Source organism: Streptomyces kronopolitis (assembly GCF_050953795.1).
GTDB lineage: Bacteria > Actinomycetota > Actinomycetes > Streptomycetales > Streptomycetaceae > Streptomyces > Streptomyces kronopolitis_A.
The window spans coordinates 1,945,001-1,970,156 of sequence record NZ_CP191850.1 but is presented as its reverse complement, the minus strand read 5'-3'; the positions used below and the strand labels follow the sequence as shown (position 1 = coordinate 1,970,156).

Here is a 25,156-nt window from a genome sequence, read left to right as displayed (position 1 = left end):
TGCCGCTGCCGCTGCCGCAGCCGCGCCTGCCCTGCCCCGGCTGCCCGTTGACCCCGCGCGGGCGTCCGGGGCATTCGCACGCGCTGCCTCGATTCAGTTAGCTCCCGCTCAGGAACGTCCCGACTCCGCCGCCGTGTTCAGGATGTTCACGTCCCGGAACAGTGCCGACGGGCAGCCGTGGGAGACCGCGGCGACCTGGCCGGGCTGGGCCTTTCCGCAGTTGAAGGCGCCGCCGAGGACGTACGTCTGTGGGCCGCCGACGCCGGTCATGGAGCCCCAGAAGTCGGTGGTGGTCGCCTGGTAGGCCACGTCGCGCAGCTGGCCGGCCAGGCGCCCGTTCCGGATCGCGTACGCGCGTTGCTGGGTGAACTGGAAGTTGTACCGCTGCATGTCGATGGACCAGGAGCGGTCGCCGACGACGTAGATGCCTCGCTCCACGCCCGAGATCAGTTCGTCGGTGGACGGTCCGTCGGGGGCCGGCTGGAGGGAGACGTTCGCCATCCGCTGGACCGGCACATGGTCCGGGGAGTCCGCGTAGGCGCATCCGTTGGAGCGCGAGAAGCCGGTCAACCTGGCGATTCTGCGGTCGAGTTGGTAGCCGACCAGGGTGCCGTCCTTGATCAGGTCCCAGGACTGGGCGGCCACCCCCTCGTCGTCGTAGCCGATCGTGGCGAGGCCGTGCTCGGCGGTCCGGTCGCCGGTCACGTTCATCAGCGCGGAGCCGTACGCCAGCGTGCCGAGCCGGTCGAAGGTGGCGAACGAGGTGCCCGCGTACGCCGCCTCGTAGCCCAGCGCGCGGTCCAGTTCGGTGGCGTGGCCGACCGACTCGTGGATCGTCAGCCAGAGGTTGGAGGGATCCACCACCAGGTCGTAGGTGCCGGCCTCGACGCCGGGTGCGCGCATCTTCTCGGCGAGGTGCTCGGGGAGGCGGGCGAGTTCGGTGTCCCAGTCGTGGTGGCCGCCGGTCAGGTACTCCCAGCCGCGTCCGGCCGGCGGGGCGAGCGTGCGCATCGAGTCGAAGTCGCCGCTCACCGGGTCCACGGCGACGGCCGTCAGCTCGGGGTGCAGCCGCACCCGCTGCTGGGTGGTGCCGGTGCCCGCGGTGTCGGCGTAGAACTTGTTCTCCTGGACGGTCAGCAGCGAGGCGTCCGCGTGGGCCACGCCCTTGTCGGCCAGCAGCCGCGCGCTCCAGTCGGCCAGCAGCGCGGTCTTCTCGGCGTCCGGCACGTCGAACGGGTTGATCTCGTACGAGGAGACCCAGGTGCGGTCCGGATGCGCGGGTTCCGCCGCCAGCTCGACCCGTTCGTCGGAGCCCGCCGCGCGGCTCACCTTCGCCGACAGCTTCGCCATCGCCACGGCCTGCGCGGCCACCCGCGCCGCCGCGTCCATCGTCAGATCCACCCCGGACGCGAAGCCCCAGGCGCCGCCGTGCACCACCCGCACCGCGTACCCGAGGTCTGTGGTGTCGGAGGTTCCGGAGGTCCGCGCGTCCCGCAGCCGCCAGGCGGCGCTGCGGATCCGCTCCAGACGGAAGTCCGCGTGGTCGGCGCCCAGTGCGCGGGCCCGGGCCAGCGCGGCGTCGGCCAGCGCGCGCAGCGGCAGCGCCAGGAACGAGTCGTCGAGGGCATGGCGTGCAGGCAAGGAGTCCTCCCGTGGTCGGCGCCTGCATCATGCCCTGCGGCGGGCCCGCGGCCCAGTGCGCGGCGGAGCGGGGCGCGGGTGCGTCGGCCGGACGGGGCGGCTCCGGGGTCGGTACGACACGGCCGGGCGGGGTCCGCGAACGCGGTGCCCGGGGCGTGGTTCTGTGGGATCCCGACAGTCACCGGCGCACGCGCCTGTCCGTGCTCGATTCCACGGAAGTGCCTCGTGACCGATAGTTTCGTATCGAACGCAGGACGGACAGAAAACGGAAAGGGTGATCTCTTGAGCCGCTCGGTTCTGGTCACCGGAGGTAATCGCGGCATCGGCCTCGCCATTGCCCGTGCCTTCGCCGAGGCAGGCGACAAGGTCGCCATCACCTACCGCTCGGGCGAGCCGCCCGCGGGGTTTTTGGCCGTGAAGTGCGACATCACGGACAGCGAGCAGGTCGAGCAGGCGTACAAGGAGATCGAGGAGAAGCAGGGTCCGGTCGAGGTGCTGGTGGCCAACGCCGGCGTCACCCGTGACCAGCTGCTGATGCGGATGTCCGAGGAGGACTTCACCTCGGTGGTGGAGACCAACCTCACCGGCACGTTCCGGGTGGTCAAGCGCGCCAACCGCGCGATGCTGCGGGCCCGCAAGGGCCGGGTCGTGCTGATCTCGTCCGTGGTGGGCCTGATGGGCGCCCCGGGCCAGGCGAACTACGCCGCCTCCAAGGCCGGGCTGGTGGGCTTCGCCCGCTCGCTCGCCCGGGAGCTGGGCAGCCGCAACATCACCGTCAACGTCGTCGCCCCCGGCTTCGTCGACACCGACATGACCCGTGTGCTCACCGATGAGCAGCGGGAGGGCATCGTCAAGCAGGTACCGCTCGCGCGGTACGCGCAGCCCGAGGAGATCGCCGCCTCGGTCCGCTTCCTGGCCTCCGACGAGGCCGCGTACATCACCGGAGCCGTCATTCCCGTCGACGGCGGATTGGGCATGGGTCACTGATCAGCATGAGTGGAATCCTCGCAGGCAAGCGGATCCTGGTCACGGGAGTCCTGACCGAGTCGTCGATCGCGTTCCAGGCGGCCAAGGTCGCCCAGAACGAGGGCGCCGAGGTCATCCTCACCGGCTTCGGCCGGCTCTCGCTCGTCGAGCGGATCGCCAAGCGGCTGCCCAAGCCCGCGCCGGTCATCGAGCTGGACGTCACCAACCAGGAGCACCTGGACGGGCTGGCCGACAAGATCCGCGAGCACCAGGGCGAGGGCGCCCGTCTCGACGGCATCGTGCACTCCATCGCCTTCGGCCCGCAGGGCGCCTTCAACTTCCTGGAGGCGGAGTGGTCGGACGTGGGCACCGCGGTCCAGGTCTCGGCGTACTCGTACAAGTCGCTGACGATGGCCTGCCTGCCGCTCATGGAGCACGGCGGCGCGGTCGTCGGCCTCACCTTCGACGCGCAGATCGCCTGGCCGAAGTACGACTGGATGGGTGTGGCCAAGGCGGCGCTGGAGAGCACCAACCGCTACCTCGCGCGTGACCTCGGCGCCAAGAACATCCGCTGCAACCTGGTCTCGGCGGGCCCGATCAAGTCGATGGCCGCCAAGTCCATCCCCGGCTTCGAGGAGCTGGCGGACGTGTGGAACCACCGCGCCCCGATCGGCTGGGACCTGGCCGACCCGGAGCCGGCCGGCCGCGGCGTCGTCGGCATGCTGTCCGACTTCTTCCCGCGGACGACCGGCGAGATCGTGCACGTCGACGGCGGTGTGCACATGATGGGCGCCTGACGCCCGCCCGTACGTCCTCCGTACGTCCTCGTACCGCCCGTCCCGGTTCGCCGGGGCGGGCGGTACGAGGTTTCCGGGCGGGGCGGTACGTGGTTCCGGGCCGGGCGGCGCGGACGGTCCGGCCGGGGTGCCACGGTGATCGGGCCGCCGCCCCGGCCGGTGGTCAGTCCGTTTCCGGGCCGGCGAGCCGGCAGCCGAAGGGGTGCGCACCGGCCTCCGCGGCGGCCCGGTCGCCGTCGCCCGCACGGATCGCCGCCACCAGCCGGGAGTGGTCCATGTGCCCCTCGGGCCGCAGCTCCTCACCCACGTCCGCCCGCAGGAAGTCGCGCAGGACGCCCCCGAGGTCGGCGTAGATCTCGGCCAGCACCTCGTTGTGCGCGGCCGCCACGATCGCCATGTGCAAGGTCGCGTCCGCCTCCACGAAGGCCTCCGCCGCGCCGGACTCCCAGGCCCGCTCGCGCCGCTCCAGCAGGGTGTCGAGCTGCCGCAGGTCATGATCGGTGCGACGGCGGGCGGCGAGCCGGGCGGCGGACGCCTCCAGGGCGCTGCGCAGCTCGGCGATGTGACGGGGCTCGGCGGCCGCGAAGCGCCGGTTCATCACCCCGGCCAGCTCGCTGGTCGCCACCACGTACGTGCCCGAGCCCTGCCGGATGTCCAGCAGCCCGTTGTGGGCCAGCGCCCGGACGGCCTCGCGGACGGTGTTCCGGGCCACCCCGAGCTGCTCGACCAGCTCCGGCTCGGTCGGGATGCGGGATCCCACCGGCCACTCGCCGGAGGTGATCTGGGCCCGCAGCTGCGAGATCACCTGGTCGGCCAGCGCGGACCGGTGGGGCGAGGACAGGGGCATGGCGGCGCTCCGGGGTGGCAGGGGAGTCGGACGGTCGCCGTGCGGCGCGGGGGAACCGGCTGGTCCCCGGCGCCGCGGCGGGCCAGCAGAGGGTATCGATTTCCACTGGACAGGAATTCATCCCATGATTCTATGATGGGTGTATGGCACACGACGACACCGCGACCCTCGGCACCGGCGCCGAGCCGACCACCAACCCCTCCGCCCGCCCGGCCGACCGCCCGGGCCACGGTGAGTCCGGCGCCGTCCGGGGCAGACCTCCCGGCTCGGCGTCCGGTGAACCGCCGGGCACGGCGGCGGGCGTACCGGCCGCCCGCTGGCTGCTGCGGATCCTGACGGCCGGCCTCGTCCTCGCCGCGCTCACCCTCCGCCCGCCCATCACCAGCCTCGGCGCGCTCATGGAGGAGGTCCGTGACGGCCTCGGCATGAGCGGCACCGTCGCCGGGCTGCTGACCTCCGTGCCCGCCCTGTGCTTCGCGGCCTTCGGGATCGCCGCGCCCCGGCTGGCCAGGCGCTGGGGGGCCGGCACGGTCGTCTGCGCCGGGCTGGCCGCGATCACCCTGGGCGTCGCGGTGCGCCCCTTCGCCGGCGGCACCGGCGGCTTCGTCGCCGCCAGCGCGGTCGCCCTGGCCGGCATCGCGGTCAGCAATGTGCTGATACCCGTCGTGATCAAGGCCTGGTTCCCCGACCGGGTCGGCTCGATGACCGGGCTCTACTCCATGGCGCTGGCCCTGGGCACCTCGCTCGCCGCGGCGCTGACCGTGCCCATGACCGGGGCGCTGGGCGGCAGTTGGCGGTTCGGGCTGGCGGGGTGGGCGGTGCTGTCCGCCGTCGCCGTACTGCCCTGGCTCGTGGTGGCACGGCAGCGCGGAGCCGCCGCCGGACCGTCCGCGGGCGCCGCGGTGCGCACCGAGGAGGCCCCCCTGCGGATCGCCTCCTCACCGACCGCTTGGTGGCTGGCCCTCTTCTTCGGCCTGCAGGCCACCGCCGCGTACATCACGATGGGCTGGATGCCGCAGATCTTCCGCGACGCGGGGGTCTCGGCGGGCACCGCCGGGGTGCTGCTCGCGGTCACCATGGCGGTGGGCGTCCCGCTCTCCTTCGTCCTGCCGCGGCTGGCGTCCCGGATGCCGCACCAGGGTCCGGTCGTGGTGCTGCTGGGCCTGTGCGGCCTGGCCGGGTACGCGGGGCTGTGGCTGGCCCCGGCCGCCGGTGCCTGGGCCTGGGCGCTGCTGATGGGCGTCTCCAACTGCGCCTTCCCGCTGGCCCTGACGATGATCGGGATGCGCGCGACCAGCGCCGCCGGCGTCGGCAAGCTGTCGGCCTTCGTGCAGTGCGTGGGCTATCTGCTCTCCCTCCCCGGACCGCTGCTGGTCGGCGCGCTCTACCAGCACAGCGGCGGCTGGGGGCTGCCGATCGCCCTGATGGCGGGGCTGATGGTGCCGCAGATCGTGGTGGGGGTGCTGGCCGGCCGGGACCGCCGCATCGAGGACGAGGCCTGAGTGCGACACTGGGCCCATGCCAGTGCTCGAACCGAATCCGCAGAACAGCCACAAGAAGCTGCTCCTCGTGCTGGGTGCCATGCTCGGGGTGACCGTTCTCGTCGCGATCATCGCGAGCTTCGCCGCCCCGTAGGGCTCGCCGGGACGCGAGGGTGGGGGCCGCCCCACCCTCCCCTAGGGGGCCGGCGTCAGGGACGAGTGGGTGGTTTCCCGGGTGGGAACGGCGGACGCGGAACCGTAGCGTCGAAGCACACCGCATCCCGCGGTGGGCGCACCGTGACCCGCGGCCGCGCCGCCCGTCGCGCCGCCACGGAGGCGATCACCATGCCCGCCGCCTTCCGCCGGTCTCCCGCCGCGATACCCCCGCGTCCGCGGCCGCGGCTGCCGTGGTGGGCGCCGGCCCTGCCGGTGGTCTCCTTCGCGGTCCTGCTGGCGCTCGTCGCCGGCGCCCCCCGGGCCGGCGCCGCCGAGGTGCCGCAGAGCCTGGGCCCGCTGCTGGAGATCTTGGCCAGGATTGTCCGCAGTGGTGCCGGATGACCGTCCGCGGACCGTGCCAAGAGGCGGAATCAGCAGTTCAACACCCCGCGCCCCGCGCCGCCTTTCGTGCGAAGCTGGGACGCATGAGCGCCGATACACCACGCCGGATTGTCCTCCTCCGACATGCCAAGGCCGAATGGTCGGAGTCCAGCGACCACGAGCGGCCGCTCGCCGAGCGCGGCCGCAAGGATGCCCCGGTCGCCGGCCGCTGGCTGGCCGGAGCCGGGATCACCCCCGATCTGACCCTGTGCTCGACGTCCGCCCGCACCCGTGAGACATGGAAGCTCGCCGTCCACGAGCTGCCACAGCGGCCCAAGACCGTCTATGAGGAGCGGATCTACGAGGCCTCCCTCGGGGAGCTCCTCGCGCTGCTCAACGAGACCTCCGATGACGTCTCCGACCTGATGCTGGTCGGCCACAACCCGGGTGTGCACGCCCTCGCCGAGGCGCTCTCGGGCGAGGCCGAGGGCAATCTGCTGCCGCGAATGAACCGCAGCGGATTCCCGACCGCCTCGCTGGCCGTGCTCAGCTTCCACGGTTCCTGGAAGTCGGTGGAGCACGGCACGGCCCGGCTGGTCGCGTACTGGACCCCGCAGGACTGATCCCGAAGCGCCCTCCCGCGCCGCGCGCGCGGCGCGGGCCGGACGACGCGACGAGGCCCCGGCAGCTGTCCCGCTGCCGGGGCCCTCGTGTGTGCGCATTGGCGGGGAGTCCGTCCGGCTACCTGTGCCCCGCCGAGCCGCCTCGCGTCCCGGCCCGTGCGAGCCCGTCCCGCCCCCGCTCAGCCGACGTGCGTCTCCGCCGCCTCGACCTCTTCGCGGGTGATGCCCAGCAGATACAGCACGGTGTCCAGGAACGGCACGTTCACCGCGGTGTGCGCCGCCTCCCGCACCACCGGCTTGGCGTTGAAGGCGACCCCGAGCCCGGCGGTGTTGAGCATGTCGAGATCGTTGGCGCCGTCACCGATCGCCACGGTCTGATCCAGCGGCACCCCGGCCTGCTGCGCGAAGCTGCGCAGCAGCCTGGCCTTGCCGGCCCGGTCGACGATCTCACCGGTGACCCGGCCGGTCAGCTTGCCGTCGACGATCTCCAGGGTGTTGGCGGAGGCGAAGTCCAGCCCCAGCTCCTCCTGGAGGGCGTCGGTGACCTGCGTGAAACCGCCCGAGACGACCCCGACTTGGTAGCCCAGCCGCTTGAGGGTCCGCACCAGGGTGCGGGCGCCGGGGGTGAGCCGCACCTCCTTGCGCACCGCCTCGACCACGGACGCGTCCAGCCCGCCGAGCAGCTCGACCCGGGCGTGCAGGGACTGCTCGAAGTCCAGCTCCCCGCGCATCGCGGCGGCGGTGACCTCGGCGACCTCGGCCTCGCAGCCGGCGTGCGCCGCGAACAGCTCGATGACCTCGTCCTGGATCAGCGTCGAGTCGACATCCATCACGACCAGCCGCTGGGCCCGGCGCTGCAGTCCGGCCGCGACCACCGCGATGTCCACCCCGAGCTGTGCGGCCTCGGGCGCCAGCACGCTGCGCAGGGTCGCGGTCTGCGCACCGGAGACCGCGAACTCGACGGCCGTCACCGGATACTTGGCCAGCCGGAAGATGCGGTCGATGTTGCCGCCGGTGGCCGTTATGGCCGCGGCGATCGCGGCCGTGGTCTCCGCGGTGAGCGGATGCCCCAGCACGGTGACGTGCGAACGCCCGGTGCCGCGCGGACGGTTGTCGCCCCGGCCGGAGATGATCTCCGCCTGGAGGCTCATCGACTCGGCCCAGCTGTGCACGGTGGCCCGCAGGTCTCCCTCGGCGGAGCCGGTGGAGCCCTCGGCGGGGGAGGGGGCGGTGACCAGCGCGCACAACGTGATGCGTCCCCGGGTCACGACCTGCTCGATGTCCACGACATCGACGGAGTAGGCGGCGAGGGTGTCGAAGAGACCTGCGGTGATGCCGGGACGGTCCTTCCCGAAGATCTTTACGAGCAGGGTCGGTACGTCATCGCCCGGTACGGCGGTGGCAGGCGTGATCTGCGATGCGCTCATGGTGCCCTTACGGTAACCGCCGGGCGGCCGCTTCCGTACGCCTGTCCGGGGTTCGGAACGGCGCGGCGCCGGGCCGCCCGGCCCGCGCCCGGCACCCCTGGCAGCGGGCGCCCCGTTGATCGTTATGCACTCGTGTCCGGTCTCCCGGCCCACGGGACCGGCCCGGCGGGCCAACGCCCCTGCCGGGCCGCCGCGTTCGGCCGGGCGGTACCCCACGGTCGCGACGGACCGCCTGGCCGGGAGGTGTCCGTCCCCTCCATCATGCCGCCTGCGCCCCGCACCCGCACGGCATCCCGGCGCGGGCGGCCCGCGCCCGGACGGGAGCCGGCCCGCCCGGAACATCCGGAATCGGGCGGTCTCCGCCTTTCCGGGGCTCTTCCGGTGCTCCGGGAGTGTTCGGCGGGCGCGCCGGCGAGGCCCGTGCGGCCCCGCCGCGTCCCGGTTTCCGGTCGGTGGGCTCAGCCTGAAATAGTTCCTACGATGTTCGCCATCCCTGGATTCCCATACAGGGCGTCACTCGGGGGACTATGTAATGGGGCGTGGAGTGCCTGAACTCGTACTCGAATTGAACGGAAGGACCTGGACGCTCGACCCGTCCCGGTCCTACAACGTGGGACGTGATCCGCAGGGCGACATGGTGCTCGACGACGCCAGGGTCTCCTGGCGGCACGCCACCGTCCGGTGGGCCGGCCAGAGCTGGATCATCGAAGACCAGGGCAGCACCAACGGCACCTATGTCCAGGGCCGGCGGATCCACCAGATGGAGGTCGGTGCCGGCTCGACCGTGCATCTGGGCAACGCCACCGACGGCCCCCGGGTGACCCTGTCCGCCGCATCTGCCGCCGACGGCTTCGGCGCGCAGCCGGCCCCGGCGGCGCAGCAGCAGGCCGCGCAGGGCCGGCAGGCGCCGCCCGGGCAGCAGCAGCCGCCCGCGCAGCAGGGCTGGCAGGCCCCGCCGCAGGGCGACCGGCCGCCCTACCTCCCGCCCCAGCAGGCCCAGCAGGCCCAGCAGGCCCCGCAGCCGCAGCAGGGCGTGCCCCCGCAGCAGGCCCGCGGGCCGCAGGCGGGCGGCGCCCCGGCCGGCGGCGACCGCAGCCCGACCACCTTCCACCGCCTCGACACGGGCCGGGTGATGCGCATCGGCCGTGCGCTGGAGAACGAGCTGGTCGTCTCCGACCTCCAGGTCTCCCGCCACCACGCCGAGTTCCGCGCCACCCCCGACGGCCGCTTCGAGATCCGCGACCTGGGCAGCCACAACGGCACCTATGTCAACGGCCAGCCGGTCGCCAAGTCCGGCACCAAGGTGATCGGCCCGAACGACATCATCGGCGTCGGCCACTCCACCTTCCGGCTGGTCGGCGACCGCCTGGAGGAGTTCGTCGACACCGGCGAGGTCTCCTTCTCGGCCCGCCACCTCACGGTCACCGTCGACGGTGGCAAGCAGATCCTCAAGGACGTCTCCTTCGGCGTCCCGGAGAAGTCGCTGATCGCGGTCATCGGCCCCTCCGGCTCCGGCAAGTCGACGCTCCTCAAGGCGCTGACCGGCTACCGCCCCGCCAACCAGGGCGATGTCCTCTACGACAACCGGAACCTCTACAAGCAGTTCGCCGAACTGCGCCAGCGCATCGGCCTGGTCCCGCAGGACGACATCCTGCACAAGGAACTGACCGTCCAGAAGGCCCTCAAGTACGCGGCCAAGCTCCGCTTCCCCGGCGACACCGCGGAGGCCGAGCGCGAGGCCCGGATCGACGAGGTGCTGCACGAGCTCAAGCTCCACGTCCACAAGGACAAGAAGGTCACCTCGCTCTCCGGCGGCCAGCGCAAGCGGGTCTCGGTGGCCCTGGAGCTGCTGACCAAGCCGTCGCTGATCTTCCTGGACGAGCCGACCTCGGGCCTCGACCCGGGCATGGACCGCGATGTCATGCAGCTGCTGCGCGGCCTTGCCGACGACGGCCGCACGGTCCTGGTCGTCACCCACTCGGTGGCCGAACTCGGCCTGTGCGACAAGCTGCTGGTGATGGCCCCGGGCGGCGGTGTGGCCTACTTCGGCCCGCCCGAGGAAGCGCTCAATTTCTTCCAGTACGACACCTGGGCGGATGTGTTCTCCGCGTTCGAGAACTACCGCGACTACGACTGGATGGGACGCTGGCGCGGCTCCCCGCATTTCCAGATGTACGCGGCGGACTTCGACGCCGTCGCCCCGCAGTCGGTCAATGTCCAGGCGCCGCCGGCCCGGATACAGAAATCCCAGAGCTGGGGCTCCCAGCTCTGGACGCTGATGCGCCGCTATGTCTCGGTACTCGCCTCCGACCGGGGCTTTTTGGGGCTGATGCTGATTCTGCCCGCGGTGCTCGGTGTGGTCTCGATGCTGATTCCCAGCGACTTCGGCCTCGGATACGGCCCGTTGGAAAAGCACCGCACCAATCGCGATGCGAGCACGATCATGCTGATCCTCGCGGTCGGCATGTGCTTCTCCGGCGCCGCCAATTCGGTCCGTGAGCTGATCAAGGAGCGGGTCATCTACGAGCGCGAACGGGCCACCGGCCTGTCGCGGTCGGCGTATCTGATGTCCAAGGTGATCGTGCTCGGGGTGGTCACGGCCTTCCAGGGCGTGATCATCGCGGCGATCGGCTTCTCCACCCGGAACATGCCCAGCGAGGGCCTCATCGTGGCGAAGGCCCCGGCGGTCGAGATGGCGCTGGCGATCATCGCGCTCGGCTTCACCTCGATGATGTTCGGCCTGATCATCTCCGCGCTGGTCAAGACCGCCGAGAAGACCATGCCGCTGCTGGTCATGTTCGCCATCGTCCAGGTCGTCTTCACCGGCGTGCTCTTCCAGCTCTTCGACACCGTGGGCGTCGCCCAGTTCGCCTGGCTGATGCCGTCGCGCTGGGCCGTCGCCGCGATGGGCGCGACCGCCGACATGAACACCCTGCTGCCGTGGGAGCCGGGCAACCCGGATCCGCTGTGGAAGCACCAGACCGGCGTCTACGTGATGGACATGATCATCCTGATCACCCTGGGCGTCGGGCTCGCCTTCGTCGTCGCGCGCCTGCTGCGCCGCCACGAGCCGGAGGTCATGCGCAAGTAGGCGCACCCCCGCACCGCCACGCCCGAGGGGCGGCACCCGACAGCGGGTGCCGCCCCTCGGCGGTGTGCGCGCGGCTGCGCGGTGGGTGCGTCCCCGCGGCTCAGTAGGCCGAGTTGACGTTGTCCATCGAGCCGTACTTGTCGGCCGCGTAGTTGCAGGCGGCGGTGATGTTGGCGACCGGGTCGTAGATGTTCCACGAGGTGCCGGAGACGTGGTATGTCTTGAAGGTCGGGTCGATGACCTGCAGCAGACCCTTCGACGGGATGCCGTTCTGGGCGTTGATGTCCCAGAGGTTGATCGCGTTCGGGTTGCCGGACGACTCCCGCATCAGGTTGCGGTAGATGCCGTTGTACGAGCCCGGGATGCCCTTCTTGGCCATGACGTCCAGCGACTCGCGGATCCAGCCGTCCAGGTTGTTCGGGTAGGTCTTGGCGACCGGCTTGACGGCGGGCTTGGCGGCCGGCTTCGGGGCGGCGGCGGGTATCGCGGTGCGCACGGCGGACCGGCTCGCGGCGGCCTTCACGGCGCGCGCCTTGTCGGCCCTGGCCTTCGCGGCGGCCTTCACCTTGTCGGCCTTGGCGGCGGCCGCCTTCTGCTCGGCGACCTTCTTCGCGGCGGCCTCGGCCTTCCCCTTGGCGGCGGAGGTGTCGGCCTGCCGGGCGATCGTGGCCTGCTGGGTGCGGGCGGCGGTGTCGACGGCGCTGAAGGCGGCCGGCTTCACGTTCTCGACGGCGGCGGCCTGGGTCTTGCCGTGGTCGGCGCCGGTACCCGGCACGACGGAAACGGCCAGCGCGGCGGCACCGGCGGCGGCAATACCGGCTACGGAGAGCTTGTGGGTCCGGGTCAGGCGAAGGAGACCAGAATTGGCGTGCTTGGGCATGGCGGGGACGACCTCTTCCGATGGGGGGACATCGCACGGGCCTGTGAGCGGCGGCAAACGCCGAGTTCTGGTCACGGCGCCGAGCGACGGGAGCCATTCTTAGCGGCCGGAAATTCCCACGGCAAAGGTGTGACGTACGATCCGAGTTAGTGGAACCAGGTGCGGGAATATTGCGTCCCGAATAAGAGATTCCCAGCTCACGAACTATTCACGGGTCCACTAACCCGGCTCGTAAGTGACCTGCGTCCTATGTTCGGCGTCACAATGCTGCAGGGTTTATCTCGCCGGAAGTAATTGCCACCGCACAGTCGGTGTACCGAAATCCCCAACCATGCCCAGGTCGAGGGGCGTTCGGTGCAAATCGGGCACTTCGCATTCCGTGGCAGCGGAACGGGCCCGGAATCCCGGGGGTGACCGGCCGCTCATCCGGGCCGCCGCGCCCCCCAGACGTGCCGGTGCCGGGACGGGTCTCCCGCCCCGGCACCGGCAGGCCCGGTCTCCGGCCCGCCCCGGTTCTCGGCCCCCCGGTTCTCAGTCCGGCAGCACGAGGTGCAGATCGCCGAACTCGTGCCACAGGTAGCGCCGCTCCAGCGCCGCCGCGTACGCGCGCCGCAGCCCGTCCGCGTCCGCCACCGCCTCCAGCATCAGCAGGTGCGAGGCGGTGGGCTCGTGCAGCCCGGTGAGCAGGCCGTCCACCGCCCGGACCCCGCGCTGTGGCGTCACCACCAGGTCCGTCCAGCCGGCCGTCGCCCGCACCCGCCCGTCCGGGCCGGCCGCCGACTCCAGCGCCCGTACGGCCGTGGTCCCCACCGCCACGATCCGCCCGCCGCGCGCCGCACGGTGCCGCCCGGCGGCCGTCCGCCGCGCCCGTACCGCGTTCACCAGCCATGCGGTGGTCGGCGGCACCACGAACCGCTCCGGATACGGGGGCTCGAACGCCTCCGCGGACGCCACCCCCGTGTGCAGCGAGACCGGCGCGAACTGCACCCCCTTGCTCACCAGCCGCGCCACGGTCCGCGCGGTGAAGGGCCGGGCCGCGCTCGGCATCTCCGCGCTGCCGCCGGGCCCGTCCAGCGCGAACACCGTCCGGTACGCGTCCAGCGGCTGGTCGCACCGGGTGTAGCCGTAGCGGATCGGGCGCCCGTGGCGCCGCATCAGCTCCGCCGCGCCCGTACCCGTCACCCGCGCCCACCACAGCCGGGCACTCCCGGCGTCCAGCGGGGCCCTCAGCGTCAGCCGGGCCCCGTCCGGCAGCCGCACCTCCAGGCCGGCCGGGCCGCCCGCCCGTGGCCGGGTGCTGCCCCGCCCGTCCGGGGTCCGCAGCTCCACCGCCCAGCACCCGGCCACCGCGCGGCCCGCCGGGTGCCACCGGTCCGCCCGGGTCGAGAAGTGCACCACCACCGGCTCGCCGTGCCCCCGGCCGTCCCCGATCCGGCCGTCCACCGCCGCCGGCAGCGTCCGTGAGGTGTTCACCACCAGGACGTCGCCCGCCGTCAGCAGCTCGGGCAGTTCGCCGAAGCCGTGATGGCCGGGCTCGGCCTTCCCCCGGCTGACCAGCAGCCGTACGGCGTCCCGGTCCAGCCCGGGGCCCCGCTGCTCGGCGGGTATCCGGGCCGACAGCTCCTGCGGGACGTGCGGTGCCACGGTCACCGGGGATCCGCCCCCTCGGGTACGGCCGCGGCCGCCGTGTACCGCCCGCTGGGGGCGCCGCGGTCCAGCAGGCGCAGCAGCGCCGGGACGACCGTCTCCGGCAGCGGCCGCCCGGAGGCGTCGTCGTCCGGGACGGCGGCCGCGTACAGGTCGGTCCGCATGTCGCCCGGGTCCACCCACCACACCCGCAGTGCCGGCTCCTCGATCGCGAGGACCGCCGACTGCTGGTCCAGCGCCGCCTTCGCCGCACCGTAGCCGCCCCAGGTGGGGTAGGCCTCGACGGCGGCGTCCGAGCTGATGGTGAGCACCGCACCACCCGCCGCTACATAAGTGGGCGAATCGGACAATCTGGCGTTTTGGGAATTCTCGGAATTAGGGTACGGATCGTACGTATCCTCATTCCCTGCATCCCCTATATAAGGAGACTCACCTATATAAGGGGCGACTTCTTCATACGAGGGCAGATAGGAGGAACTACGCAAGAGCGACAATGCTTCCTGGACGAGCCCCAGCGGCGCCACCACATTGACCTCCAGCGCCCTCCGCAGCCCCTCCAGCGACTGGTCCGCCAGCCGCACCAGCGGCTCGGCCCCCAGCGCGCTGGCGTTGTTCACCAGCAGATCGAGCCCGCCCAGCTCCCGGGCCGCCGCCACCAGCGCCCTCCGGTGCGCGCCGTCCGTCACGTCCCCGGGCAGCGCCGCCACCCGTGCCCCCGCCCCGCGCAGCTCCCGCGCCGCCTCCGCCAGCGGCCCGGCCGACCTGGCGTCCACGACCAGGTCCCAGCCCCGCCGGGCCAGCGCCCCGGCGAGCGCCCGGCCCAGACCCTTCGATGCCCCCGTGATGATCGCCACCGGCATGATCACGTCCCCTTGTCCGGCCGGTTCCGCACCGGCCCTCGCCCTCACGGTAGGAACGCGGCAGCCCCCGGTACGTCGGCCGCCGGACCGGCCGTGGCCAGGGCGTTCGGCCTAGGCCCGGCGGCGTAGGGGGCGGCCGCCGCCGGACCGATACGGGCAGCTCGCCCCGCCGGTACCGTGATCCCATGACCAACGGACCGGGAGCGGGGATCCCCGCGGTGAGCACCGCGATCCTGGCGATGAGCCGGCATCTGGAGGTGCGCGACGTCCTCAAGACGATCGTGGCCTCGGCCCGCGAGCTGCTGGACGCCGAATACGCCGCCCTCGGGGTGCCCGACGATCACGGTGGCTTCGCCCAGTTCGTGGTGGACGGCGTGAGCGCCGAGCAGTGGAAGGCCATCGGCCCGCTGCCCCGCCAGCACGGCATCCTCGCCGCGATGCTGCACAACGCCACCCCCGAGCGGCTCGCCGACGTCCGCGAGGACCCCCGCTTCGGCGGCTGGCCGGCCGCCCACCCCGACATGTCCGACTTCCTCGGCCTGCCGGTCGCCGACGGCGACGAGATCCTCGGCGCCCTCTTCCTGGCCAACAAGCGCTGCCCCGAGTCCGGCCCCGCCCGCGAGGGCGGCTGCCGCTTCACCGAGGACGACGAGCGGCTGCTCGGCATACTCGCCCAGCACGCCGCCATCGCCCTGACCAACGCCCGTCTCTACGAGCGCAGCCGCGAGCTGACCATCGCCGGTGAGCGCGCCCGGCTCGCCCACGAGCTGCACGACGCGGTCGCCCAGAAGCTCTTCTCGCTCCGTCTCACCGCCCAGGCGGCCACCGCCCTCGTCGACCGCGACCCGGCCCGCGCCAAGGACGAGCTGCACCAGGTCGCCGCGCTGGCCGCGGAGGCCGCCGACGAACTGCGCGCCGCCGTCGTCGAGCTGCGGCCCGCGGCCCTGGACGAGGACGGCCTGATCGCCACCCTGCGCTCCCAGGTCCAGGTCCTCGACCGCGCCCACTCCGCGCACGTCACCTTCACGGCCCACAGCGTCCGGGCCCTGCCCGCCGCCCAGGAGGAGGCCGTGCTCCGGGTCGCCCAGGAGGCGCTGCACAACGCGCTGCGGCACTCCGGAGCCGGGCGCGTCGAGGTGACCCTCACCCGCAGCGGACCGGGCGCGCTGCTGCGGATCGCCGACGACGGCTGCGGCTTCGACCCGGCCCTCGTCCGCCGGGCCGGCCGGCATCTCGGCCTGGTCTCGATGCACGACCGCGCCGGCGGTGTCGGCGGCAGGCTCACGGTGGAGTCGGAGCCCGGCAAGGGCACCGCTGTCGAGATGGAGGTGCCCGGTGGCTGACAGGGAACGGGACGGTGCGGGGACGCGTCCCCCGGGGAGCGGCGGCGGTCGGGCACGGGCCGCGGGCCCGGTGATCCGGGTGCTGCTCGTGGACGATCACCAGGTCGTCCGCCGCGGGCTGCGGACCTTCCTGGAGGTCCAGGACGACATCGAGGTCGTGGGGGAGGCCTCCGACGGTGCCGAGGGCATCGCCGCCGCCGGGGAACTGCACCCGGACGTCGTCCTGATGGACGTCAAGATGCCCGGCATGGACGGCATCGAGGCGCTCCGCAAGCTGCGCGAACTGGCCAACCCCGCCCGGGTGCTGGTGGTGACCAGCTTCACCGAACAGCGCACCGTCGTCCCGGCGCTGCGCGCGGGCGCGGCCGGCTACGTCTACAAGGACATCGACCCGGACGCGCTGGCCGGTGCCATCCGCTCGGTCCACGCGGGCCACGTCCTGCTCCAGCCCGAGGTCGCCGGCGCGCTGCTCACCCAGGAGGTGGGCAACAACGGCAGCCAGGGGCGCGGGACCTCACTGACCGACCGGGAGCGCGAGGTGCTCGCCCTGATCGCGGACGGCCGCTCCAACCGCGAGATCGCCCGCGCCCTGGTGCTGTCCGAGAAGACCGTGAAGACGCATGTCTCCAACATCCTCATGAAGCTCGACCTCGCCGACCGCACCCAGGCCGCCCTGTGGGCCGTACGGCACGGCATCGGGGCCTGAACTCCGTACGGGGGCACCGCCTCGACCTGTGCCCCCGTACAGGGACGACAAGCGGAATGTCGTCTTCAGATCCGAGATTCATACTGTCGTGTAGCTGTAGCCCGTTCGGCGCATCCCTTCCCGCGCCCGGCCGTTGTCCAGTGCAGTCGTGGCGGCTGGCCACGGCAACGGCAAGGAGGAGACAGAAGTGAAGAACATCAAGCGGGCAGCGGCCATCACCATGGCGGCGAGCGGTCTCGCCCTCGCGGGCGCCGGCGTGGCCTCGGCGTCCGGACCGCAGGCCGTCGGCGGCGCGGTGCACTCCCCGGGCATCGTCTCCGGCAACACCGCCCAGGTTCCGGTGCACGTGCCCGTGAACGCCTGCGGTGTGACCGCCACCGTCATCGGTGCGCTCAACCCCACCTTCGGCAACCCCTGCGTGAACAACTGAGCGCAGGCACGTCCGCAGCATCCGCCTGACCCGCCCGGCGCCTTCGGGCGCGCGGGTCACGCCGGACCGGCCCCGTCCCTCCGTGGGCGCGCGGCCGGTCCCCTCCCTCAGACACCGCCCTTCCGGCACTGTGCCACCACGTGAGGAACACGAACCATGATCACCGCCAAGAAGGCCGCCCTCGTTCTCGCCACCACCGGACTCGCCCTCGGTGCGGCAGCCGGTTCCGCCTTCGCCACCAGCGGCCCGCAGGCCGCCGGTGCGGCGACGCAGTCCCCCGGCATCGGCTCGGGCAACCTCGTCCAGGTCCCCGTGCACGTCCCGGTGAACGTCGGCGGCGACACGGTCAACGTCATCGGTGCGCTCAACCCCGCCTTCGGGAACGTCACCACGAACAACTGAGGTTGTCCGACCCGGGCCGAACGGCTTCGCCTGCCCAGAGGCGTTCGGCCCCGGTCGGCAAGGGCCCCGCCGGACCACACAATGGTCCGGCGGGGCCCGTCCCGTTATTCAGCCCCGGTGACGCTCGCGCTCCTCGACCGCGGAGTTGTACGCCGCCACCTGCGCCCGCCGGGCCGTACGCTCCACCGGCCGCAGCGCCTCGGCGCGGGCCGCGATCTGGGAGGAACTGACCGCCCCGCCGTGCTCCCCGCCGGCCTGCTGGGCGATGGCGATGAGCGCACCGACGCGCTGCGCCAGCTCCAGCACCCGCACCGCCCGCGGCGGATAGCCGGGCGCCAGCATCTGCCGGCCGGCCTCCGCCCGCGCCCGGTACGCCTCCAGCGCCGCCTGCGCCACCGGGCCGGCCCCGGCCACGTCCAGTGCCGAGAGCAGCTCGGTCGCCTCCCGCAGCGCCTCCGCCAGCTCCCGCTCGGCCTCGCCCAGCGACGGCACGTCGGCCGGCGGCGCCTCGCGCACCGGAAGACAGCGCCAGACCACCTCCACATGCACATCCGGCCCGGCGCCGCCCGCCGGCCCGGCCTCGTACGTCTCCGGGATCAGCCCGAGCCCGGCGCCCGAGGCGAGCACCGCCTCCTCGGCCTCCAGCGCCCGCGCGTTGAATTCCGGCGGGCCGCACAGCCCCAGGGGATGGCCGGACACCGGCAGTGCCACCCGCAGGCCGACCGCACCCAGGGCCCGCAGCCGCCCCAGCGCGAGGGTCAGCCCGACCGGCTGGTCCTCCCCGGGCAGGTCCTCCACGCGGTGCACCGCATCGTCGTCCGCGATACGGTCCGCGGCTTCATCAGGTGAGACAAGTCCGGCCAAGAGGGCATTTCCCCATGCCGCCAGCCGTCCCGAACGAGGTTCATCGAGCATGCCCCCCAGCCTAGGGAACAGCACCGACAACGAGTGGCGTAGGTTTGCAGGGGGGCTGCGCCTACCGGTGCACACGACGACCGAGAAGTAATGGGAGAGATCGCGCTCATGAGCGATGTGCTGGAGCTGGTGGACGTATCCGTGGTCCGCGACGGACGGGCTCTGGTGGACCAGGTCTCCTGGTCGGTGAAGGAGGGGGAGCGCTGGGTGATCCTCGGCCCCAACGGCGCCGGCAAGACCACCCTGCTGAACCTCGCCTCCAGCTACCTCTTCCCGAGCTCCGGCAGCGCGTCGATCCTCGGCGAGCAGCTCGGCAGGGTCGACGTCTTCGACCTGCGCCCGCGCATCGGCGTCGCCGGCATCGCGCTCGCCGACAAGCTGCCGCGCAGCCAGACCGTGCTGCAGACCGTGCTCACCGCCGCGTACGGCATGACCGCGAGCTGGCAGGAGAACTACGACGAGATCGACGAGCAGCGCGCCCGCGCCTTCCTCGACCGTCTCGGCATGACCGCCTACCTCGACCGGAAGTTCGGCACCCTCTCCGAGGGCGAGCGCAAGCGCACCCTGATCGCCCGCGCGATGATGACCGACCCCGAGCTGCTGCTGCTGGACGAGCCGGCCGCCGGCCTCGACCTGGGCGGCCGCGAGGACCTGGTGCGCCGTCTGGGCCGCCTCGCCCGTGACCCGTACGCCCCCTCGATGATCATGGTGACCCACCACGTCGAGGAGATCGCCCCGGGCTTCACCCACGTCCTGATGATCCGTCAGGGCAAGGTGTTGGCCGCCGGCCCGCTCGACCTGGAACTGACCTCCAGCAACCTCTCCCACTGCTTCGGCCTCCCGCTCATCGTCGAGCGCAACGGCAACGACCGCTGGACGGCGCAGGGCCTGCCCCTGACCTGAGCCGGCCCCCCGGCCCGGCCGCCCCCCGACGTGCCGTCAACGCACGCCGCCCGGCGGCCCATCTCGGCGCGCGTCACCGGTCGCTGACCGATCGTCCCCTGTCCCGCGCCGCCGCACGGATCTACCATGAAGCCGTGGATCCATGGGTGTGGTGGCTGATCGCCGCCGTAGGACTGGGCATTCCGCTGGTCGTGACCGCGATGCCCGAATTCGGGATGCTCGCGGTCGGTGCCGTCGCCGGTGCCGTCACCGCGGGCATCGGTGGCGGCCTCGTGCCGCAATTCCTCGTGTTCGTGGCGGTATCGGTCGCCCTGATCGCCGTCGTGCGCCCCCTCGCCAACCGCCACCGCGGCCAGAGTCCCGCCCTCGCCTCCGGAATCGACGCGCTGAAGGGCCGGAGTGCCACGGTCCTGGAGCGCGTCGACGGCGGGACGGGCGGCCGCATCAAACTCGCCGGCGAGGTCTGGTCGGCCCGCGCGCTCGACGGCAACCAGGTCTACGAGCCCGGCCAGCAGGTCGACGTCGTCGAGATCGAAGGCGCCACCGCCGTCGTCATCTGACCCCAACGCGCTGCGCGACGCGCCACGTCTCTGAAAGACTGATCAACGGCAAGCCGGTCGCCGGCCGGCACGGACCAGCAACGAAGGGCACGGGAGCCGCTGTGGAACCGATCATCATCGTCCTGATCATCCTGGTGGTGCTCGTGTTCATCGCACTCATCAAAACGATTCAGGTCATCCCACAGGCCAGCGCCGCCATCGTGGAGCGCTTCGGTCGCTACACCCGCACGCTGAACGCCGGACTGAACATCGTCGTCCCGTTCATCGACTCGATCCGCAACCGCATCGACCTCCGCGAGCAGGTCGTGCCGTTCCCGCCGCAGCCGGTGATCACCCAGGACAACCTCGTCGTCAACATCGACACGGTGATCTACTACCAGGTCACCGACGCCCGCGCCGCGACCTACGAGGTCGCCAGCTACATCCAGGCCATCGAGCAGCTCACCGTCACCACGCTGCGGAACATCATCGGCGGCATGGACCTGGAGCGGACCCTGACCTCCCGTGAGGAGATCAACGCGGCGCTGCGCGGCGTCCTGGACGAGGCCACCGGCAAGTGGGGCATCCGCGTCAACCGCGTCGAGCTGAAGGCCATCGAGCCGCCGACCTCCATCCAGGACTCGATGGAGAAGCAGATGCGCGCCGACCGTGACAAGCGTGCCGCCATCCTCCAGGCCGAAGGTGTCCGGCAGTCCCAGATCCTCACCGCCGAAGGTGAGAAGCAGTCCTCGATCCTGCGCGCCGAGGGTGAGGCCAAGGCCGCGGCCCTGCGCGCCGAGGGCGAGGCCCAGGCGATCCGGGTGGTCTTCGAGTCCATCCACGCGGGCGACCCCGACCAGAAGCTGCTCTCCTACCAGTACCTCCAGATGCTCCCGAAGATCGCCGAAGGCGACGCCAACAAGCTCTGGATCGTGCCCAGCGAGATCGGCGACGCCCTCAAGGGCCTCGGCGGCGCCCTCGGCAACTTCACCCCGCCGACCGGCGGCGGCTCCATCCCCAAGCCCAGCTCGCCGCACCACGAGTCGCCCCCGATCGACTGACCCCGCGCCCCCTGGTGCATGATCGGCCGGGAAACCGGACCGCTCGTGCACAGGGGGACCCCGCGTGACCATCTGGGAAGCAGTAGCCGTTTTCGCCGCGGGACTCGGCGCCGGCACGATCAACACCATCGTCGGCTCGGGCACCTTGATCACCTTCCCGGTGCTGCTCGCCTTCGGCCTGCCCCCGGTCACGGCCAATGTCTCCAACACCCTCGGCCTGGTGCCCGGCTCACTCAGCGGCGCCTTCGGCTACCGCCGGGAACTCGTCGGCCAGCGCGGCCGCGTGCTGCGCTTCGGCCTCACCGCACTGATCGGCGGGCTGGGCGGCGCCATCCTGCTGCTCGCCCTGCCCTCGAAGGCCTTCGACACGATCGTCCCGGTGCTGATCGCCGTCGCGCTGGTGCTCGTCATCGCCCAACCCCGGCTCGCCGCCGCACTCCGCGCCCGCCGCGAGCGCAACGGCACCACCGCCGCCCGCGACGGCGGCTGGGCCCTGCTGCTCGGGCTGCTGCTCGCCAGCGCCTACGGCGGCTACTTCGGCGCCGCTCAGGGCGTGCTCTACCTCTCCCTGATGGGCCTGCTGCTCAGCGAGGACCTGCAGCGCGTCAACGCCCTCAAGAACGTCCTCGCCGCGATCGTCAACGGCGTCGCGGCGGTCTTCTTCCTCTTCGTCGCGCACTTCGACTGGACCGCCGTCGCGTTGATCGCGGTCGGCTCCACCCTCGGCGGCCAGCTCGGCGCCAAGGTGGGCCGCCTGCTGCCGCCCACCGCCCTGCGCGCCGTCATCGTCATCGTCGGGCTGCTGGCCATCGCCCAACTCGTCCTGAAATAAGGCGAGTCGGGCGACGGCTCACCACGGCTACGCGGGCAGCGGCAGCCACTCCGGCAGCCCTTCGCGCACCGACACCCCCAGCGTCGACAGCAGCGCGTCCGCCGGCGTCGGCTCGAACGGCCGCCGCAGCAGCTGCATCCCCGCCTGCTCCGGCGTGCGGTCCGCCTTGCGGTGGTTGTCCTCCGCACACGAGGCGACGGTATTCAGCCAGGTGTCCCCACCACCGTGCGACCGCGGCACGAGATGGTCCACCGTCGTCGCCCGGCGCCCGCAGTACGCGCACCGGTGCTGGTCACGCACCAGCACACCCCGGCGCGACCACGGCGCCCGTCTTCGGAACGGCACCCGTACGTACCTGCTGAGCCTGATCACCTGCGGCACCGGGACGTCCACCGCGGCGGCCCGGATGCGCAGCCCCGGATGCGCGTGCTCGACGACGGCCTTGTCCTGCATGACCAGCACCACCGCGCGCCGCAGCGAGACCGTCGACAGCGGCTCGAAGCTCGCATTCAGCACCAGCGTCTCGCGCATCCCGTCCACCTTCCGGACCGCTCCGCCCCCGTGGCGAAGTTGCTCCACTGTGCAGCGGCAGGTATTCCCCGAACAACGCAATTTCCGTGTGCCACAAGGGAAATGGAGAGCGATCAGCAGATGAAAAGGAGGTGCCGCGGCGACGCGCGCATCACGACATGAGTACGCCCCGGGTCCCACCCCCGTGAACATACGGGACCCGGAGCGAACGGCAGCCGGCGAGGACGCCCGGCTCGATGCGGGCTCAGGGTGGAGACACCTCCCGTGCCCGGGGCACGGGGGAGGCGGACGACACACCTGCGCCCCGCCGCTCCCGCCACTGCGGTACCGACTGCCCGCCGTCCCGGTGAGGGGCGGCGGCACGGACACCACTGTGCGTGGGGGAAGCGCCGGGGCGCAACGGAATTACGGCGCTCAGCCCGCCGCGGGCACCTCGTGCTCCGCGATCAGCTGGGCCCGCCCGATCGTGTGGAACCGCAGATTGAAGCCCACCACGGCGGGCGAGGCATCCGCGTCCGGACCGAGCTTCTCCTGGTCCACCGCGTACACCGTGAACACATAGCGGTGCGGACCGTCCCCGGGCGGCGGGGCCGCGCCCCCGAAGTCGCGCGTCCCGTAGTCGTTACGGACGTGCACGGCGCCCTCGGGCAGCCCCTTCATCTCACCGGACCCGGCACCGGCCGGCAGCTCCGTCACCGACGCCGGGATGTCGAACAGCGTCCAGTGCCAAAAGCCGCTGCCCGTCGGCGCGTCCGGGTCGTAGCAGGTGACGGCGTAGCTCTTGGTCCCCGTGGGAGCACCCTCCCACCGCAGCTGCGGCGAACGGTTCCCCTCGGCGAAGACCTGCTCGGCACGGAGCGCCCCGCCCTCTTCCATCTCCTCGCTCAGCACCGTGAACGACGGCACCGGCGGATGGAAATCGTGCGGGAGCGGCCGCCGCTTCAGCTCGGACACCACAACACCTCCTGATCGCTTGCTGATACCTGTCCGGCCAGGTTAGAGCCAGTTCCGCTTACCGCCGACCTCCGCCAGCCACTGGTTGAGGTAAGCCGCCCAGTCGGTCCCCTCGAAGTCGTTCAGCCCCACCGTGAACGACCGGTAGGTGTCCGACCCCTCGGTGAACAGCCCCGGCTTCTTGTCCATCTCCAGGATGACGTCCATCTCCCGGTCGTCCGCCACGAACGACAGCTCGACCTGGTTCAGCCCGCGGTACTGCTGCGGCGCGTGGAACTCGATCTCCTGGTAGAAGGGCAGCCGCTGCCGGGTCCCCCGGATGTGGCCCTTCTCCAGATCGGCCGACTTGAAGCGGAACCCGAGCTGCCCGAACGCGTCCAGGATCGCCTGCTGCGCCGGCAGCGGGTGCACGTTCACCGGGTCGAGGTCACTGGAGTCCACGGCGCGGGCGATCGCCAGCTCCGTCGTCACCCCGACGTTCATCCCGTGCAGATGCGTCCCCAGGAACGTGGTGACCGGGGTCTCCCACGGAATCTCCAGCCCGAACGGCACGGTGTGCGCCGCGCCGGGCTGCACCTCGAACGCACCGCCCAGCTGCACCTTGGTGAACTCGATGTTCCGCTTGTACTCCTCGTCGCCGCTCTCGATCTCGACGCGCGCCTGCAGCCCGACCGAGAGCCCCTCGACCTGCTGTGCCACGGACCCGCCCTGGATCCGCACCTCGCCCTGCACGACCCCGCCGGGGACCACGTTCTCCTCGAAGAGCACCGTCTCCACCGACGCGCCCCCGGCCCCCAGGCTCGCCAGCAGCTTCTTGAATCCCATGCTCGTCCTCCCCAGGCGGAACGCCTGTCTTCTGTCGCGCACCGTGCTCCCGGTGCGCTTCCTACGAACGTGGAACCAGGCGACCCGGTTCCACGGCCACACCTTCCCAACTGCGACGCCCCCATGGCCAGCCGCCTTCCCGAGCAGCTGCACTACTCTCGGTCCGCATGGCCGACGTACCGGAACGAATGCCCCTCACCCGTGACTTCTTCGCCCGTCCCGTCGTGGAGGTGGCCCCCGATCTGCTGGGCCGCACCCTTCTCCGCAACACCCCGGACGGTCCGATCGAACTCCGGCTGACCGAGGCCGAGGCCTACGACGGCGAGAACGACCCCGGCTCGCACGCCTACCGCGGCCGCACCGCGCGCAACGCCACCATGTTCGGCCCGCCCGGCCATGCGTACGTCTACTTCATCTACGGGATGTGGTTCAGCCTCAACGCGGTCTGCTGCCCCGAGGGCAAGGCGAGCGGAGTGCTGCTGCGGGCCGGCGAGATCCTCACGGGCGCGGAGCTGGCCGCCGGCCGCCGCCCCAAGGCCCGCAACACCAGAGAACTGGCCAAGGGCCCCGCCCGCCTGGCCACCGCCCTCGACATCGACCGCGGTCTCGACGGCACCGACCTGTGCGCCGGCGGCGACGCCCCCCTCTCCCTGCTGCACGGCCGCCCGCCGGCCCCGGACTTGGTGCGCAGCGGCCCGCGCACCGGAGTCGGCGGAGACGGGGCCGACCACCCGTGGCGCTACTGGATCGCCGACGACCCCACGGTCAGCCCCTACCGCCCGCACGTCCCCCGCCGACGCCGCACGTCCACCGCTACTTGACTCCGCGTCGCCAACCGCCTAACGTGGCCCGAGCCGCTTGAGACGGGCAGCGCTATTGTGCGTGGGCCGCAGGCGGCGCAATCAACTACTCCGCACG

General features: G+C 72.1%; 26 protein-coding genes. 16 read left to right on the top strand and 10 right to left on the bottom strand.

Annotated elements, in window-relative coordinates; all coding sequences use genetic code 11:
• Positions 1-108: 108 nt before the first annotated feature.
• Positions 109-1,641: a TldD/PmbA family protein gene (locus tag ACQP17_RS08580; protein ID WP_433855726.1), complete on the bottom strand. Its 1,533-nt coding sequence runs from the start codon at positions 1,639-1,641 to the stop codon at positions 109-111.
• Between the two features lie 282 nt (positions 1,642-1,923).
• On the opposite strand from ACQP17_RS08580, the gene fabG reads away from it, so the two are divergent.
• The gene (gene fabG, locus ACQP17_RS08575; protein WP_433855725.1) at positions 1,924-2,628 is read left to right on the top strand and encodes a 3-oxoacyl-[acyl-carrier-protein] reductase; all 705 of its coding nucleotides are present in this window, start codon (positions 1,924-1,926) and stop codon (positions 2,626-2,628) included.
• Positions 2,629-2,633: 5 nt separating this feature from the next.
• Complete coding sequence (fabI, locus tag ACQP17_RS08570) at positions 2,634-3,404, top strand: enoyl-ACP reductase FabI (protein ID WP_189102722.1); 771 nt, start codon at positions 2,634-2,636, stop codon at positions 3,402-3,404.
• Positions 3,405-3,567: 163 nt separating this feature from the next.
• Here the strand turns inward: fabI and ACQP17_RS08565 are convergent, their stop codons facing one another.
• On the bottom strand, positions 3,568-4,251 hold the full coding sequence (locus ACQP17_RS08565; protein WP_433855724.1) for a FadR/GntR family transcriptional regulator: 684 nt from the start codon (positions 4,249-4,251) through the stop codon (positions 3,568-3,570).
• Between the two features lie 143 nt (positions 4,252-4,394).
• Here ACQP17_RS08565 and ACQP17_RS08560 point away from each other — a divergent pair, with 143 nt between their 5' ends.
• From ACQP17_RS08560 to ACQP17_RS08545, 4 genes are all read left to right on the top strand, one after another.
• Entirely contained in the window at positions 4,395-5,753 is a 1,359-nt protein-coding gene (locus ACQP17_RS08560) for a CynX/NimT family MFS transporter (protein ID WP_433855723.1), read from the top strand.
• A gap of 16 nt (positions 5,754-5,769) precedes the next feature.
• A complete protein-coding gene (locus ACQP17_RS08555; RefSeq protein ID WP_283782259.1) occupies positions 5,770-5,886 on the top strand; it encodes an SGM_5486 family transporter-associated protein in 117 nt (38 codons plus the stop codon).
• Positions 5,887-6,029: 143 nt separating this feature from the next.
• Positions 6,030-6,290, top strand: a complete 261-nt coding sequence (locus ACQP17_RS08550; protein WP_433855722.1) for a hypothetical protein — start codon at positions 6,030-6,032, stop codon at positions 6,288-6,290.
• An 83-nt stretch (positions 6,291-6,373) separates the two neighbouring features.
• Positions 6,374-6,892, top strand: a complete 519-nt coding sequence (locus tag ACQP17_RS08545; RefSeq protein WP_433855721.1) for a SixA phosphatase family protein — start codon at positions 6,374-6,376, stop codon at positions 6,890-6,892.
• Positions 6,893-7,071: 179 nt separating this feature from the next.
• Here the strand turns inward: ACQP17_RS08545 and serB are convergent, their stop codons facing one another.
• Positions 7,072-8,319: a phosphoserine phosphatase SerB gene (gene serB, locus ACQP17_RS08540; protein ID WP_433855720.1), complete on the bottom strand. Its 1,248-nt coding sequence runs from the start codon at positions 8,317-8,319 to the stop codon at positions 7,072-7,074.
• A 532-nt stretch (positions 8,320-8,851) separates the two neighbouring features.
• On the opposite strand from serB, the gene ACQP17_RS08535 reads away from it, so the two are divergent.
• Positions 8,852-11,410 (top strand): FHA domain-containing protein, encoded by a 2,559-nt coding sequence (locus ACQP17_RS08535; protein WP_433855719.1) that lies wholly within the window; start codon positions 8,852-8,854, stop codon positions 11,408-11,410.
• 100 nt (positions 11,411-11,510) lie between these two features.
• Here ACQP17_RS08535 and ACQP17_RS08530 read toward each other — a convergent pair whose 3' ends face one another.
• The 3 genes from ACQP17_RS08530 to ACQP17_RS08520 all read right to left on the bottom strand — a co-directional run bounded on the left by ACQP17_RS08530 (position 11,511) and on the right by ACQP17_RS08520 (position 14,797).
• Positions 11,511-12,290, bottom strand: coding sequence for a transglycosylase SLT domain-containing protein (locus tag ACQP17_RS08530; protein WP_433855718.1), 780 nt, complete (start codon positions 12,288-12,290; stop codon positions 11,511-11,513).
• Positions 12,291-12,821: 531 nt separating this feature from the next.
• On the bottom strand, positions 12,822-13,940 hold the full coding sequence (locus tag ACQP17_RS08525) for an S-adenosylmethionine:tRNA ribosyltransferase-isomerase (protein ID WP_433855717.1): 1,119 nt from the start codon (positions 13,938-13,940) through the stop codon (positions 12,822-12,824).
• Complete coding sequence (locus tag ACQP17_RS08520) at positions 13,937-14,797, bottom strand: SDR family NAD(P)-dependent oxidoreductase (RefSeq protein ID WP_433855716.1); 861 nt, start codon at positions 14,795-14,797, stop codon at positions 13,937-13,939. The genes ACQP17_RS08525 and ACQP17_RS08520 overlap by 4 nt, the downstream gene beginning before the upstream one ends.
• Positions 14,798-14,982: 185 nt before the next feature.
• On the opposite strand from ACQP17_RS08520, the gene ACQP17_RS08515 reads away from it, so the two are divergent.
• The 4 genes from ACQP17_RS08515 (at position 14,983) to ACQP17_RS08500 (ending at position 17,678) form a co-directional block, all read left to right on the top strand.
• Positions 14,983-16,140 carry a GAF domain-containing sensor histidine kinase gene (locus ACQP17_RS08515; protein ID WP_433855715.1) on the top strand — a complete coding sequence of 386 codons (1,158 nt, stop codon included), beginning with the start codon at positions 14,983-14,985 and terminating at the stop codon, positions 16,138-16,140.
• A gap of 70 nt (positions 16,141-16,210) precedes the next feature.
• Positions 16,211-16,846 carry a response regulator gene (locus tag ACQP17_RS08510; protein ID WP_433859854.1) on the top strand — a complete coding sequence of 212 codons (636 nt, stop codon included), beginning with the start codon at positions 16,211-16,213 and terminating at the stop codon, positions 16,844-16,846.
• Between the two features lie 187 nt (positions 16,847-17,033).
• Entirely contained in the window at positions 17,034-17,276 is a 243-nt protein-coding gene (locus ACQP17_RS08505; RefSeq protein WP_433859853.1) for a chaplin, read from the top strand.
• Positions 17,277-17,432: 156 nt separating this feature from the next.
• Complete coding sequence (locus ACQP17_RS08500) at positions 17,433-17,678, top strand: chaplin (RefSeq protein ID WP_189102743.1); 246 nt, start codon at positions 17,433-17,435, stop codon at positions 17,676-17,678.
• A 108-nt stretch (positions 17,679-17,786) separates the two neighbouring features.
• Here the strand turns inward: ACQP17_RS08500 and ACQP17_RS08495 are convergent, their stop codons facing one another.
• A complete protein-coding gene (locus ACQP17_RS08495) occupies positions 17,787-18,593 on the bottom strand; it encodes a hypothetical protein (RefSeq protein WP_364884310.1) in 807 nt (268 codons plus the stop codon).
• Positions 18,594-18,701: 108 nt separating this feature from the next.
• On the opposite strand from ACQP17_RS08495, the gene ACQP17_RS08490 reads away from it, so the two are divergent.
• The 4 genes from ACQP17_RS08490 (at position 18,702) to ACQP17_RS08475 (ending at position 21,928) form a co-directional block, all read left to right on the top strand.
• Entirely contained in the window at positions 18,702-19,496 is a 795-nt protein-coding gene (locus tag ACQP17_RS08490; protein WP_433855714.1) for an ABC transporter ATP-binding protein, read from the top strand.
• 146 nt (positions 19,497-19,642) lie between these two features.
• Entirely contained in the window at positions 19,643-20,056 is a 414-nt protein-coding gene (locus ACQP17_RS08485) for an NfeD family protein (RefSeq protein ID WP_364884335.1), read from the top strand.
• 101 nt (positions 20,057-20,157) lie between these two features.
• Positions 20,158-21,096, top strand: coding sequence for an SPFH domain-containing protein (locus tag ACQP17_RS08480; protein WP_433855713.1), 939 nt, complete (start codon positions 20,158-20,160; stop codon positions 21,094-21,096).
• Between the two features lie 64 nt (positions 21,097-21,160).
• On the top strand, positions 21,161-21,928 hold the full coding sequence (locus tag ACQP17_RS08475) for a sulfite exporter TauE/SafE family protein (RefSeq protein ID WP_433855712.1): 768 nt from the start codon (positions 21,161-21,163) through the stop codon (positions 21,926-21,928).
• Positions 21,929-21,955: 27 nt separating this feature from the next.
• On the opposite strand, the gene ACQP17_RS08470 is transcribed toward ACQP17_RS08475, so the two are convergent.
• The 3 genes from ACQP17_RS08470 to ACQP17_RS08460 form a co-directional block, all read right to left on the bottom strand.
• Positions 21,956-22,459, bottom strand: a complete 504-nt coding sequence (locus ACQP17_RS08470) for an HNH endonuclease (protein ID WP_433855711.1) — start codon at positions 22,457-22,459, stop codon at positions 21,956-21,958.
• 414 nt (positions 22,460-22,873) lie between these two features.
• Positions 22,874-23,413: a YbhB/YbcL family Raf kinase inhibitor-like protein gene (locus tag ACQP17_RS08465; RefSeq protein WP_433855710.1), complete on the bottom strand. Its 540-nt coding sequence runs from the start codon at positions 23,411-23,413 to the stop codon at positions 22,874-22,876.
• A 42-nt stretch (positions 23,414-23,455) separates the two neighbouring features.
• Positions 23,456-24,238: a sporulation protein gene (locus ACQP17_RS08460; RefSeq protein WP_364884324.1), complete on the bottom strand. Its 783-nt coding sequence runs from the start codon at positions 24,236-24,238 to the stop codon at positions 23,456-23,458.
• Positions 24,239-24,405: 167 nt separating this feature from the next.
• On the opposite strand from ACQP17_RS08460, the gene ACQP17_RS08455 reads away from it, so the two are divergent.
• Positions 24,406-25,059, top strand: coding sequence for a DNA-3-methyladenine glycosylase (locus ACQP17_RS08455; RefSeq protein WP_433855709.1), 654 nt, complete (start codon positions 24,406-24,408; stop codon positions 25,057-25,059).
• The last annotated feature ends 97 nt before the right edge of the window (positions 25,060-25,156 follow it).

Excerpts from the sequence above, each read along its gene's own strand:
- ACQP17_RS08460 (WP_364884324.1), bottom strand. The coding sequence starts at position 24,238 with ATGGGATTCAAGAAGCTGCTGGCGAGCCTGGGGGCCGGGGGCGCGTCG.
- ACQP17_RS08545 (WP_433855721.1), top strand. The coding sequence starts at position 6,374 with ATGAGCGCCGATACACCACGCCGGATTGTCCTCCTCCGACATGCCAAG.
- ACQP17_RS08520 (WP_433855716.1), bottom strand. The coding sequence starts at position 14,797 with ATGCCGGTGGCGATCATCACGGGGGCATCGAAGGGTCTGGGCCGGGCG.
- ACQP17_RS08535 (WP_433855719.1), top strand. The coding sequence starts at position 8,852 with ATGGGGCGTGGAGTGCCTGAACTCGTACTCGAATTGAACGGAAGGACC.
- fabI (WP_189102722.1), top strand. The coding sequence starts at position 2,634 with ATGAGTGGAATCCTCGCAGGCAAGCGGATCCTGGTCACGGGAGTCCTG.
- ACQP17_RS08515 (WP_433855715.1), top strand. The coding sequence starts at position 14,983 with ATGACCAACGGACCGGGAGCGGGGATCCCCGCGGTGAGCACCGCGATC.
- ACQP17_RS08490 (WP_433855714.1), top strand. The coding sequence starts at position 18,702 with ATGAGCGATGTGCTGGAGCTGGTGGACGTATCCGTGGTCCGCGACGGA.
- ACQP17_RS08560 (WP_433855723.1), top strand. The coding sequence starts at position 4,395 with ATGGCACACGACGACACCGCGACCCTCGGCACCGGCGCCGAGCCGACC.
- ACQP17_RS08455 (WP_433855709.1), top strand. The coding sequence starts at position 24,406 with ATGGCCGACGTACCGGAACGAATGCCCCTCACCCGTGACTTCTTCGCC.
- ACQP17_RS08565 (WP_433855724.1), bottom strand. The coding sequence starts at position 4,251 with ATGCCCCTGTCCTCGCCCCACCGGTCCGCGCTGGCCGACCAGGTGATC.
- ACQP17_RS08530 (WP_433855718.1), bottom strand. The coding sequence starts at position 12,290 with ATGCCCAAGCACGCCAATTCTGGTCTCCTTCGCCTGACCCGGACCCAC.
- ACQP17_RS08500 (WP_189102743.1), top strand. The coding sequence starts at position 17,433 with ATGATCACCGCCAAGAAGGCCGCCCTCGTTCTCGCCACCACCGGACTC.
- ACQP17_RS08495 (WP_364884310.1), bottom strand. The coding sequence starts at position 18,593 with ATGCTCGATGAACCTCGTTCGGGACGGCTGGCGGCATGGGGAAATGCC.
- serB (WP_433855720.1), bottom strand. The coding sequence starts at position 8,319 with ATGAGCGCATCGCAGATCACGCCTGCCACCGCCGTACCGGGCGATGAC.
- ACQP17_RS08555 (WP_283782259.1), top strand. The coding sequence starts at position 5,770 with ATGCCAGTGCTCGAACCGAATCCGCAGAACAGCCACAAGAAGCTGCTC.
- ACQP17_RS08470 (WP_433855711.1), bottom strand. The coding sequence starts at position 22,459 with ATGCGCGAGACGCTGGTGCTGAATGCGAGCTTCGAGCCGCTGTCGACG.